This is a genomic window from Calditrichota bacterium (assembly GCA_013112635.1).
Lineage (GTDB): Bacteria > Calditrichota > Calditrichia > Calditrichales > J004 > JABFGF01.
Map to the genome: position 1 here is coordinate 534,469 of JABFGF010000002.1, position 12,790 is coordinate 547,258.

At 35.4% G+C, this 12,790-nt stretch carries 8 protein-coding genes and 1 tRNA gene; 2 read left to right on the forward strand and 7 right to left on the reverse strand.

Annotated features, from left to right (window positions below; translation table 11 throughout):
- Nucleotides 1–23 precede the first annotated feature (23 nt).
- The 6 genes from HND50_07490 to HND50_07515 form a co-directional block, all read right to left on the reverse strand.
- Entirely contained in the window at nucleotides 24–2,066 is a 2,043-nt protein-coding gene (locus tag HND50_07490; protein NOG45057.1) for a GHKL domain-containing protein, read from the reverse strand.
- Between the two features lie 552 nt (nucleotides 2,067–2,618).
- The gene (locus tag HND50_07495; GenBank protein ID NOG45058.1) at nucleotides 2,619–3,428 is read right to left on the reverse strand and encodes a hypothetical protein; all 810 of its coding nucleotides are present in this window, start codon (nucleotides 3,426–3,428) and stop codon (nucleotides 2,619–2,621) included.
- A gap of 296 nt (nucleotides 3,429–3,724) precedes the next feature.
- Nucleotides 3,725–5,254 carry a sigma-54-dependent Fis family transcriptional regulator gene (locus tag HND50_07500; GenBank protein NOG45059.1) on the reverse strand — a complete coding sequence of 510 codons (1,530 nt, stop codon included), beginning with the start codon at nucleotides 5,252–5,254 and terminating at the stop codon, nucleotides 3,725–3,727.
- A 35-nt stretch (nucleotides 5,255–5,289) separates the two neighbouring features.
- Nucleotides 5,290–7,884 (reverse strand): serine/threonine-protein kinase, encoded by a 2,595-nt coding sequence (locus tag HND50_07505; protein NOG45060.1) that lies wholly within the window; start codon nucleotides 7,882–7,884, stop codon nucleotides 5,290–5,292.
- Nucleotides 7,885–8,283: 399 nt separating this feature from the next.
- The gene (locus tag HND50_07510) at nucleotides 8,284–9,012 is read right to left on the reverse strand and encodes a response regulator transcription factor (GenBank protein NOG45061.1); all 729 of its coding nucleotides are present in this window, start codon (nucleotides 9,010–9,012) and stop codon (nucleotides 8,284–8,286) included.
- A complete protein-coding gene (locus HND50_07515; protein ID NOG45062.1) occupies nucleotides 9,005–10,063 on the reverse strand; it encodes a histidine kinase in 1,059 nt (352 codons plus the stop codon). The genes HND50_07510 and HND50_07515 overlap by 8 nt, the downstream gene beginning before the upstream one ends.
- A gap of 229 nt (nucleotides 10,064–10,292) precedes the next feature.
- On the opposite strand from HND50_07515, the gene HND50_07520 reads away from it, so the two are divergent.
- Together HND50_07520 and HND50_07525 are read left to right on the forward strand one after the other, a co-directional pair.
- Nucleotides 10,293–10,673 (forward strand): hypothetical protein, encoded by a 381-nt coding sequence (locus HND50_07520; protein ID NOG45063.1) that lies wholly within the window; start codon nucleotides 10,293–10,295, stop codon nucleotides 10,671–10,673.
- Nucleotides 10,658–12,538: a hypothetical protein gene (locus HND50_07525; GenBank protein ID NOG45064.1), complete on the forward strand. Its 1,881-nt coding sequence runs from the start codon at nucleotides 10,658–10,660 to the stop codon at nucleotides 12,536–12,538. Before HND50_07520 ends, HND50_07525 begins: the two co-directional genes overlap by 16 nt.
- A 146-nt stretch (nucleotides 12,539–12,684) precedes the next feature.
- Here the strand turns inward: HND50_07525 and HND50_07530 are convergent.
- Nucleotides 12,685–12,758: transfer RNA gene (locus tag HND50_07530), tRNA-Asp, on the reverse strand.
- Between the last annotated feature and the right edge of the window lie 32 nt (nucleotides 12,759–12,790).

A 12,790-nucleotide genomic window follows, 5' to 3' on the forward strand; every position in this document is an offset into this window, starting at 1 on the left:
TTTTAGCAGGGTCTGTTTTACACTTATTTATCAATCCGGATTGGAAGTTTAATTACGAATGCGCTTCCTTTTCCGGGCTCACTGTTCACAGATATAATTCCCCCATGTTCATAAACAATCCTTTGAACAATACTCAAGCCAATTCCGGTTCCCCTTGCCTTGGTTGTAAAATAGAGATTAAATATATTATTTCGTTCACTTTCAGTCATTCCCTTGCCATCATCTTGTATTATTATTTCCAAAGTTTTTTTATCAAGAGGATTAACACTTAACAATATTTTCCCGCTTTTTTCTACGGCCTCAATAGCGTTTTGGATAATATTTATGAGCACTTGTTTAATTTGACGGTTATCCCAATAAACCTCGCCATGCCAATTAATATCAATGTTTAATTTAATATTTTGTACTTCTGCAGCTGATTTATATTGCAAGCCAACTTGATTGATTAAATCAGTAACAGGAAACAATGAAGGCTGAATCGGTTCAGGCCTGGAAAAGCGTAAAAAATCCTGAACTGTCTCATTAATTCTTTTCACTTCATTATACACCAATCCGGCCAACTCATGATATTCCCTTTTATCCGAAACAGGTTCAAAATCTTTGTCCAATTGTTGAACAATTGTACCTATCGTATTTAATGGGTTTCTTATTTCATGGGCTACTCCGGAGGCCAATTCTCCCATCGCTGTAAGTCTCTCATTACGATGCATTTGTGCTTCCATCAGTTTTTCCTGGGTCAAATCGCGGATTACAAGAATAATATTGTGCAGATTTTTGTCAGCAATTTCATTTTTAGAAATGAGAAGATATTTTTTTTCTCCATCTATGTCGCATTCAAAATGGCGAATAGATGAGGGCATTGAAAAAAGATCATCACAAACGGGAGAATCCAACAGAAATTTTAGCGATTTACCGGAGATGTCCGCTTCATTCTTGTTAAACAGTTTTTTTGCTGCGGAATTGAATACAGTGATACCTTCCTCTTCATGGGCTACAATAATGGCATCACTCACATTTTGAATAATGTTTCCAGAGTAAGTTTCTACAATATCATAGTTCTGACGAAGCAAATCGTACTTTTGGCGGGTAAAAAAGATGGTCAGAAATATTGTGCCAAGAACAATGAGAAATATTGTAATTACAATAATGCGCCTGAAGACCCTGCTGTTTATTGCCTGAATCGGTTCCATTGATAGACCCACTCTGAATAAACCAACCACCTTTTCATGATGGACAAAAGGATGGGCTGCTTCAAAAACCTGGACTGTATCAATATTTATCTGACGGGTATCAAAAATAGAATCCGACAGGATTGTGCTTAAAAAAGGTGAGTCATTTATAGGCTTAAGTTGGTTAACCGAGCCTGCCGCAGCCAAAATATGATTCGAGTCCTGCAACGCAAGGTAAATAATGGATGGGCTTTCTGATACTTTACGGAGCAAAACACCAAATCCGATATTTTTCCGAAAATCCAATATTTCAGCAGCATTTACATTTAAAACAATTGCCGATCTATTTTTTGCAGCGATAGCAATTGCATAACGAATTTCATCATCCTCATAACGCGCCTGTCTGAGGCCAAAAATCAAAGTGTCCTCTTCACCGGTAAATATTGGTCTTAAAACATCTTTTGGTGAGAAATTCTGCTTAGCATTAAAATGGCTCTGTTCATGACTATAAAATATTTTTTGCCCTTTGTTATTAAAAATATTCACCCGATAAATATTATTTTTTTTGCTCAGTTGCCGGAGAACAGAATTATTTATTATCCCTTTTTCAAACATTTCCTTTATTAATACAGCATTATTTAGCAGCCTGTTTCGATAACTTAGCTCAAGCTCTTCATTGGCTAATAGTGAATTTGTAGATGCAACAATTATTGATTCCAATAAAGAATGAGCCTGCTCACGCATTAATGCCAATTGTTCAGATTTGCTTTGATTCAGCTCAATAAATGCGCTCGTAATCATCAAAATAGCAAGGACGAGGAAGATAACTATCAGATTGCCGGCGCGGCTCCAAAAACCTCTTTCTTTTCTATTTTCAAAACTCAGTTTCATTTTCATACGACTATTATTGAGATTTATCAAAGTGCAATAAATAATTTTCAGAAATGATCGGCAGCAAAATCAATGAATAATAAGTATTAGCCTTAAACTAAACTTAATAAGTTCTTCTACACATTTCCATATACAAGAACTGCCCTTAATGAGATTTGACAGTATCCTTAAATAGTATGATGAAAGGTACACCAAATTATTTCATAGAACTATTTTAATTAGCATCCTTTTTTGAAAGAATAAGAAAGTTGATAATCCAAATAAGGTGTAGAATGTAAATATTTTAATAAAACGTTGCTATACCGTTACATGAAACAAAAAAAGCCCTTGCTAAATTTTATATTAACAAGGGCTTAAGGCGGTCCGGATGAGACTTCCCGAAATTTATCGGGACCAGAAATAAAAAAGGGAAGCCTTTTTTTGACTTCCCTTTAAAATTCACGCGGGGTGGACGACGGTCTCGCCGAACTTTATTGATTGACAGGTTTTAAGTTATTGAGAAACCCCAGATATAGATTATTCTTTTATTAATAATTGAGTAAATCGGATTACTGCTCTTTAGTCTATGTCAAATAACCCTCTTGGTACAATCTGATATCCATTGTCAGCAGGATTATCCTCGGTAAACTGATTAACAACACCCGTCAAATTAAACCAACCATTTGGCGAAGAGCTTCCGTCGATATCAGTTTGTTCATCTATAAAAACTTTTGCAATATTTCCACGAGAATCAACTACTCTAATAAGCCCATAGTAACCTTCATTAGGGAATTGGTCACCTTCTACTAACCTTACTTTTTCCAACATTACCAATTGTCCCTCAATTCGTTCCCCGACCTGGTCCGCCAGTTGTGCAGCACGGATTTTTCTGGGTTTTTTGATCGTTCTTTTACCAATAATTTGAAGATCACCATCATATTCGAGACGAATAATAGTACCTCCCTTCCAATGTACAACCCTACCCTTTAAAACAACTTCATCACCCATATTCAGGACCGGTGCTTCTGTAAGATTAGGATAATATTCTGGATGCGGAAAAGCAAAAAGCTGGATGCCCGCTGAGTAGCCTTGGATAAAATGGTGAACAGCGCCGCTATTCGGATCCCACAAATTGGGTGTTGAAATCACCCCTTTAATCGTTACAAAATTATCGGCTAAGTCAGGAACGTAATCACGCTGAATATCAATTCTTGCCTTTGCAATTGGAATTATAGAGTAAGAACCCCTCTTCTCGATTGACAATATTGACCTTTCCTCAGCACCCTGGTTTTCAACCTCGTTCGGTAACTCGTTTTCGCAGCCGATAAAGAACAGAGTTGCAACCGAAAAGAGTAAAATTGCCTTGTGGTATACTTTGTTTATTTGCATAATACTTCCCTCCTAAAATTGTTTGAAGTTTCACCAAGCGGCTTAATACCGCATAGTAACATTGTCACCCATTTAAGCGAAAACAATGCCAAAAAAAGGGAAAGTAAGCTACAAACGACCCTAAACTATGTAATTTCAATAGTTTAAAGAATAAAAATTTAAGACTATATTTTTAAGATTAAACAAAAAAACCTCGCAAAAAATTGAGCGATTTTTTTGGAGTGTTGTTTTTATTGAATTTATGCTCGCAAAAAATTTGTGGATTTAAGATAGGGATGAGGAACTAATTATGGCGATTAATCTGTGTTACGTGAAATACCCAGCTTACCCATTTTATAACGTAAGGTCTGTTCAGACGTTTTCAGAATTCGTGCGGTTTTCGATTGATTCCAATTGTTCGCAATAAGAGCGTCGTGGATTAACTGCTTCTCATATTCAGAAAGGCTTTCGTTTAATGGCCTTATGAATTTATGTGAAGGCATTATTGATACATATTCTTTCATTTCTTTTTTTAGGTCATCTGGTAGCAGACTACTTTTAATTATAGCTTCTTTTTGACTGGCTAAAGCAACAAGCCGCTCTACAAAATTTTCCAGTTCACGAATATTGCCAGCCCAATGACGTGCCTGCATAAAATCATAAATCTCCTCATGAAATAACTCGATCTTTTTGTTTTGCTGCATAGCAAACTTTTCAAGAAAATGATTTGCCAGAATGGGGATATCAACCTGGCGTTCATCCAAAGACGGCATCTGAACAGGATAAACGTGTAAACGGTAAAACAAGTCTTCGCGAAATTGCTGTTCATTTACTAATTTTCTCAATGACTTGCTACTGGCTGAAATTATCCGGACATCAGTAATGCGAGGTTTATTACTACCCAACGGCCGAATTTCTCCTGATTGTAAAACCCTCATCAATTTCGTTTGCATATCCAACGGCAGGTTAGCAATCTCATCCATAAAAAGTGTACCCCGATTGGCCTCTTCAAACAAACCTCTTCGATCTGTTACAGCTCCACTGAAGGCCCCCTTCACATGACCGAACAACTCACTTTCTATCAAATTTTCCGGGATTGCCCCGCAATCAATTGCAACAAATGGTTGGTCCACTCTACCGCTAAATTGATGAATGGCCCTGGCCACCATTTCTTTTCCGGTACCACTTTGTCCTTCTAATATAACTCGAACATCACAACTTGCTGCTGATTCAATCGCCTTAAGCAAATCAACAAAATTTTTACTTTTGCCAATCATGCCTACTGCTTCATATTTTGATAATAGCGTTTTTTGTGGTATTGGAGATTTAAAATACTCTTTTACATTTTGCGCATTACGTAAAAATGGTGCCACTACCACAGCTAGTTTTTCAAGGTATTCAAGAGATAAGTTCAGGTTGTTCGCTTTGCCGCCTATATTAAAAACCAACAAAGTCCCGAAAAGAATATTTTCGATCAGCAAAGGAACACCTAAGACCGATTCAAAGGTATTATCTTTGAAGAGCTTTTTTGAAAATCGGTTGTCGGTTTTAATGTTTTCACTTTTAAATGATTGCTTATTCTTAATTATCCAGCCGCTGATATGGGTTTGTAGTCCGTTAAATTCTGGTTGATTCCCTTCTGCGGGTTCTTTAAAAATAGTTTTAACTGTCTGCCGTGTTCTGGGATTTATCATCATCAGGATAGAATTTTGAGCCCCCAGTAAACTGGATGTTTTTTGAGATACCAGCCTTAATATTTCTTGGTAATCGTTTTGCTGGCCAAGTATCGAAGCCAGTTCAAAAATTCTTTCCAATTTTTGTTTATCTTGTTCTATCGTTTTATTCATAATATATTTTTTTAGCTATTTTATTTAAAGGAAACTTAATTGAAATTCTCAACCAGGAATAAATCACTTCCCTTACGATCTCTCAGACCATAAAGCAGGTAACTGCGATCCGGTGAAACTGTAATTCCATAATCTTCATCTCTATCTAAACTAGAAATGATATTAGTTTTTCCAGTATCAAAATTGAAAAACTTTATATCTCTAAAAAGAACAAAATAGATTCCGTTTTCTACCGGGAAAAACTTCCGCCAACCTTTGAACTGCTCAACTACTTGCTGCTCATTCTCTCCATTTACAGAAACTTTCCATATACTTGTTGGATATGAACGGTCTTTTGCATAGTAGATATGTTGGCCATCCGCTGATTCCACGGGTGCTAAACCGCCATTTCGGGTCAATTGCTTTAGACCTTTACCATCCGGTTTAATTTTCCACAACTGACCTTCGCCCGAACGCTGTGACGTAAAATAAATCCATTTGCCATCCCTGGACCAAGCGGCAAGCCAATCAATATCCGGATGAGTTGTTAGTCGCCTGGGAATTCCACCTTCAACATTTATAATATAAAGATCTTGTTTTCTTTCAAATACCGTATCAAATACTATAAATTTACCATCGGGCGACCAGGAAGGTCCATTTGTGAATAGCTTTTCCAGAGAAGTCAATTGAAAAAGATTTGATCCATCATTGTCACAAATCCAAATCTCCTGTATTCCGGAACGATTGGACAAAAATGCTATCTTTTGGCCATCGGGAGAATAAACAGGCTCTCCATCGATGCCGGTTGAAGAAATTAATCTTTCAGCTGGCTGATCTATAATTGAAGTCTCCTTTAATGACATACGCCAGATATTTACTTCATTTTGATCCTGCCTGTAAACAAGGCGATTGCCCTGCACTGAAATGGCAATGTCTGCAATTTTATTTCCAGTCAATATTTGTGTTGGGTTTGAAGGATCGGATCTGGCAATCCGCCACAGATTGTTGCTGCTATATATGATTTCCGCACCATCATGTGTAAATCCTGTGCCATCAATATACCAATCAGGAGAAGTTATCAGTGTTGGTTTATTGATTGGTTTTAAATCAGAATTTAATTCAAGCGCATATAGATTACTTTTTAACCATGATGTCATTCTGTTAAATACTATGTAATTACCATCCTTAGAAAAGGAAGCGCAGAGGTCACCTCCAGCTGATGAAATGCTATCTGGAAAAGTTAAGCGCGTTTTTTCACCCGTCTCTATCGATAGAAGAAACAAGCCCAAAGGTTCTTCAACCGATTTCTTGTCACTAATTACTAACCATTCTTCATTAGGGTGCCAGGCAATTTTATTGTATCTGTTTTGATAACCATAATTAGGAGTATATATTTCAGCAACTTTTCGCCCTTGACCACCAATAGACGGCATAATATATATCGATGCCTTCTCTCTTGAATCTTGTCTTTGGAAAGCGATCCTTGAACCACCTGGTGACCATGATGGCCGAAAATCTGCTTTTGGATCTGTTGTAAGTCTTGAAATAGATTCCATTCCGATTAGCTTAACATAAATATCATAATTATCCTCACCTTTTCCATTCCATGCAAAAGCTATCTGGTTACCATCGGGAGAAAATGTTGGATGAGCCTCATTGCCACTAAAACTGGTAACTGTTTTAATTTGGGAAGGTGAATATTCCCTATCATTAGTTTGACCCAGAAAAAACCACATCAACCCAACAGCAGACAAAGTTACAATTGCTGCTAAAAGGTACAATGGCTTAAGTTGCTTGACATGTTGACTCGATTCTAAATAGGAGGCAGATATACTTTTTCCTTTTTTCAAAGCCTGCAAATCAGACTGCATCTCTTCAATACTTGGATATCGCTCATCACTGTTTTTTGCCAAGGCTTTTGTGATTATATTTTGTAATGAAAGCGATAAATCAGTATCTGATGCGGAGATCGTTTCAAATTCCGTATTAACAATTGAATAAATTATAGCCACTTCATTCTCACCAGAATAAGGCAGCTTACCGGTTAGGATTTCATACAAAACAACACCCAAGGACCATATGTCGCTGCGGTTATCAATACCTTTACCCTGAACCTGCTCAGGAGACATATATGCAACGGTTCCCAAAGAGCTACCCGCTTTTGTCAATCGATCTTGACCTGCGAGCACAGCAATGCCAAAATCAATAATTTTTACTTCCCCGCGATTTGTTATAATAATATTGCCCGGTTTAATATCCCGGTGAATGATCCCTTCTTCATGAGCTCTTCGCAAACCGGCTGCTATTTGCAAGACTATTTCCATTGCTTCTACAGACTCAATTGGCCCATTCTTGATCTTATCATTTAAGGTTTGTCCTTCATAGTTGGCCATACAGATAAACATTTGCCCGTCATCTGTTTCATTTACCTCATAAATAGTACAAATATTTGCGTGATCCAAGGCTGAAGCAGTTTGGGCTTCATTAATAAAGCGATCAATTGCTTCTGAATTATATGTTAGCTCCGGCGGCAGGAATTTTAAAACTACCAGGCGATTTAGTTTCAGATCCCTAGCCTGGTAAACCACACCCATGGCTCCGGCACCAATTTTTTTAAGAATTTTATAGTGAAGAATTGTCTCGCTAGTCATTAGATCACATTGTTTATTTTTAAGGATTAAAATGACTCCGAATTCCGAATTAATCAAATATTTCACTTTTGATATAGTTAGGAGACTACCTGGAAGAGGAATTAAAGAAAAAGTACAGAATGATTTACCATGATTATCTGAAAATTTAGGATAGACCGTCACACTAAATGCTTTAGAAATAGTTTGAAAAGTTATTAAAACAGTGATACCAACAAAAAAAGGGGATCATTTCTGATTCCCTTAATGCTCGCGGGCTGGACGACGGTCTCTCCGAACTTTTTTGATTGATACCTATAAAACCTGAGAATGACCAGAACCAAAAGGAAGTTGAAAAATTGCCCCTCCTGACAAACTATTCTTCAGTAATTGATGACGAATACACTTGAATTGCACATGTACTCAATAAATAATTGTAGCAATGTTTTCCAATAAATTCAAAGTTGCGTGTTTATAATGATTGCCTATTGGTATGGTTTTGCCCGGTAAAGTTATTTCACTAGCAGTATAAGATTTAATTTTTTCAATAGAAATAATATATGAGCGGTGTACTCTTATAAATCTGTCATCTGGTAATTTTTCCATCATGTATAAAAGTGAGAGGTAGCTGACAATTTTGTCTGTTGAAGTAACTATTTGCAAATACTCTTTAAGCCCTTCAACATAATAAATATTGTTCAAAGCAACTTTGATCTGTTTTTTATTTGATTTTACAAAGATAAATTCTTGTTTGTTTTCTTCTTTAATAATTGAGCTGTTTCCCGATAATTGATTATTAGTGATTTTCCCAATTGCCTTTAGAAATCGTTCAAAAGATATAGGTTTTAGTAAATAATCAATAACATCATGTTCATAACTTTCAACAGCATAATCTCGATAAGCCGTAGTTAATATTATTTTTGGTGGATTACTTAATAATTTCATTAAATCCATTCCAGTGATTTTAGGCATCTTTATATCAAGAAAAATTAAATCAATTTTTAAAGAACTCAATTTGTTAAAAGCTTCTAACGCATTTGAACATGTTGAAATAAGTTCTAATACATCCACTTTATCGATGTAAGATTTTATAACTTTTACCGCCAACGGCTCATCATCAATTATCAAACATCTAATTTTATTTTTAGTCATCACTTATATCCAATTGTAAAGTTATTATAAATGATTCTGAACTTTTTAGAATTTTTAATTCATGTTTATCAGGAAACAATAACTCTAACCTCTTTTTTACATTGTTTAAGCCAATACCATCTTGTTCATTATTTTGTGGTGAAACATTTTCGTCTATGCTATTTTCCACTTTAAAAGTAAGATGATGGTTTTCTTCTTTTAGATTAATATGGATCCAACTGTTTTTAAGTGATTCTCCCGCTCCGTGTTTAAAAGCATTCTCTACAAATGGCAATAGGATTAATGGCGGTATGGTATTCTCATTAGTTTTGATTTTATAGTTAAATACTACTTCCAGTTTGTCAGCATATCTAAATTGTTCTAGCTCTATATAATCATTTAAGTTTTGAATCTCTTTATTTAAAGGAATCTTATCAAAATTACTTTCATACAGCAAATAGTTTAACATGTCAGAAAGTTTCAGGATAGCATCAGGAGCTTTTTTAGATTTTTCAAGAACAAGTGAATAAATGTTGTTGATTGTGTTAAACAAGAAGTGTGGATTTATTTGGTGTTTCAGGTACTTCAACTCTGCTTCCAGCCGCTCTTTTTGAATTTCTAATTGAAGCTTTTCTTTTTTAAACCATTCTTGAACAATAAATATAATTACTGCAACAGCTACAACAGGATAGATATAAACAATATAATGAATAATATGCTTGAGGTCCCAAAACTCTAATAGATTGTGGTTTAAATGTGGGGCAAAAGATGAGATAACTTCAAATATTATCAACCTGCGGACTAATAGAATTCCAACTAAAGAGACTAGAAACCATACAATAGCACCTATGAATTTCTTATGAATTAAATATCTACGCAGTACAAAATAAATAGTGAAATATGTAATAAAAATGCGAATTGGTAATAATATCAGCTGTGCAAAAAATTCTGTATTATCAAATGTATAAAAATATCCTAATAAATATAATCTATACCCAAAATGAATAATCCAGAATAAAATATGAAAAGTAATTATACTTATTTGTTTAGGACTTTTTAGATACGTAATCATTTCCTTTTAAACCTGATTATGCTCTTATCATAATAAATATTTCATTTAAAGGACAGTGCTTTTCAACTAAGCGCCAATTTAGTGCCCTTAAAACTTGATTTCCCCCACTTAATGAAGATTAAGGAACAAAAATTATTACCTAGTGGCCTCTTTCTAATGCACGTTGAATACTTAAAACATAAAAATATTTCTCCCATATTATACACAAAACCCTAAATAAGGAGGAATAATGTTAAGAATAATTTTGCTATTATTGTCCACTATGCCTTTTTCAATTTTTGCTCAATCTTCTGTTCATTCTGATCGTTTAACAATGCCGTCACAAATTCGAATAAAGTTGGACGGAGTGATTAATGAAAAGTTTTGGAATTCTGCGGAAAAGTTTTCTGATTTCAGGCAACTATCACCCGGAATAGATATCCCGGCTACGGAAAAAACTCAAGCCTTTATTGCTTATGATAATGAATATTTATACATCGCGGTGGACATGGATGCAAAAGAGGTTTTCGGTTCCGTTGTAGAGAGAGATACGCGTTTTTTCTTGATGATTATGTTTCCATATATATTGATTCCTACAATGATAAATCCAACGCTTTGGTTTTTTCAGTAAACTCGCTTGGTGCCAGGAGAGATGAAGAACTTATTGATAACGGCTATCGCACAAACCCTTCCTGGAATACTTTTTGGGATGCTAAGGCAACTGAAACTTCTACAGGCTGGTCATGTGAACTTAGAATACCTTTTTCTTCTCTGCGTTTTGAGCCAGGTGAAATTGTAACAATGAATTTTCGTTTTGAAAGATTTATAAAACATACCAATGAGCTGGTTATTAAGCCCTTGTTATCCACCTCGCTAGATAACCTGGAAAAAAATATGTTTAACTCTTCCAGCCTCACATTTAAAAATATATCAGGAGAAACACCGGTTTACTTTACTCCTTATGTAGCAGGTATTGTCTCACAGAACTCCACCTTAAATTCTGATGGAACAAAGTATGTAAAGGAGACAGAGATTCTTAGGGGTAAAGATTATTTTGGAAATGAAACGGTTGATAAAACCCTAAGCTCGGCTGGGTTTGATGTTAAATATAAATTAGACAACAGCAATACGCTCGATTTGACTTTAAACACGGATTTTGCCCAAGCTGAAACAGATGCCCAGGTATTTAATTTAACACGCTACTCTATTTTCTTTCCGGAAAAAAGACAATTTTTTTTGGAGAACGCAGGCTTGTTCAGTGTTGCTATGTTTAATCACAGGCTTTTTCATTCCCGCCGAATAGGTATAGAGAATGGACACATTGTGCCCATATTAGGTGGAATACGAATGAACGGTGTGTTCAAAGGAATTCAATACGGACTGATGAATATGCAAACTAACGGGTTGGCTGCAGAAAATATCGAAGCAAAAAACTTTAGTGTATTCCGTGCGAAAAAAAGTTTAAAACAAGATGACTCCTATATTGGGGGAATTTTTTCCAACAGAAGTTCTACAGAAGGTAATGATTATAACCTGCAGGTTGGTGTTGATGGAATCTATCGCTTAAGCAACTCGATAACCACAACCTTTTTTGGGGCAACAACTTATGATTCCGATATAAAGAAAAATAACAATAGCGCTTTTGGGATTGGTCTGTCAAAGCTATATCAATCTGAAGGATTTGAGTTTGATATCTCTACAACAAATTATGAAGAAAATTTTAATCCTGAGATGGGGTTTTTATCTATACCTAACTCCATTCAATCCAAAGTTAATTTGGCCTATGGAATTCTTATGCCGGAAGATTGGTATGTTTCCAAGATGTTATTTGGATTAAACAACAAGCATTACCGGGTTTCATCATCAAATGAATTACTAAACCATCAATCTTATATCTATGGAGCATTCTTCTTTCGTGATGGAGGAAATTTCCACTTTGTTGCTCCTTGGTATGAGCAGGACGATCTTGATTCTGAGTGGAATTTTTCTGATAACACCACTATACCTAAGGGTAGATACAAAACATGGTTGTATGAAATATATTATCAATCCGGAAAAACTAAGAATTACAACTGGTTCTCAGATATAATTTATGGCGATTTTTTTGGAGGTAAGCGATTCAACTTCTGGACCGGTACCAATTACATTTTTAGTGAAAAGGTAAGGTCGAGCGCTGAGATATATTATTATAATATCGACTTTCCAGATCATTTTTCCCAAAATAGTAATAAAAAGGAAGACGGGACTATCTTAAAGTACTGGTTAACCTATAATTTTGCTCCCGATCTCTCCTTAAAGCTTCTTAGTCAATTTAACAGCAACTCAAAACAAATTGGAAGTAATCTACGTTTGCGCTATAACCCCTTTGAAGGAACTGATTTGTATGTTGTCTATAATTCAACCATTAATACTGAAAGAACCATGTTTAACCCTCACTTAAACTTGATTGATCAACAGAGGCTTTTCATTAAGTTTAGCAAAACCCTTACACTTTAAAATGGTTTGATATATAAACAACCCAATGGGAAAGTTATCATTAAAATGTAAACTGTCAATTTATAAAAAGTAATTATTTTTAATTTACAAAACTACATTTTTTAAACAAAAAAAGGGAAAGCTTTTCAGCTTTCCCTCATAATTCGCGGTCCGGACGAGACTCGAACTCGCAACTTCCTGCGTGACAGGCAGGTGCTCTAACCAATTGAACTACCGGACCATATTTATTACGAGCCATAAATATACAGAGCT

Bases quoted from the DNA above. Each gene is read 5' to 3' on its own strand.
- HND50_07490 (NOG45057.1), bottom strand. From the start codon at position 2,066: ATGAAAATGAAACTGAGTTTTGAAAATAGAAAAGAAAGAGGTTTTTGG.
- HND50_07495 (NOG45058.1), bottom strand. From the start codon at position 3,428: ATGCAAATAAACAAAGTATACCACAAGGCAATTTTACTCTTTTCGGTT.
- HND50_07500 (NOG45059.1), bottom strand. From the start codon at position 5,254: ATGAATAAAACGATAGAACAAGATAAACAAAAATTGGAAAGAATTTTT.
- HND50_07505 (NOG45060.1), bottom strand. From the start codon at position 7,884: ATGACTAGCGAGACAATTCTTCACTATAAAATTCTTAAAAAAATTGGT.
- HND50_07510 (NOG45061.1), bottom strand. From the start codon at position 9,012: ATGACTAAAAATAAAATTAGATGTTTGATAATTGATGATGAGCCGTTG.
- HND50_07515 (NOG45062.1), bottom strand. From the start codon at position 10,063: ATGATTACGTATCTAAAAAGTCCTAAACAAATAAGTATAATTACTTTT.
- HND50_07520 (NOG45063.1), top strand. From the start codon at position 10,293: ATGTTAAGAATAATTTTGCTATTATTGTCCACTATGCCTTTTTCAATT.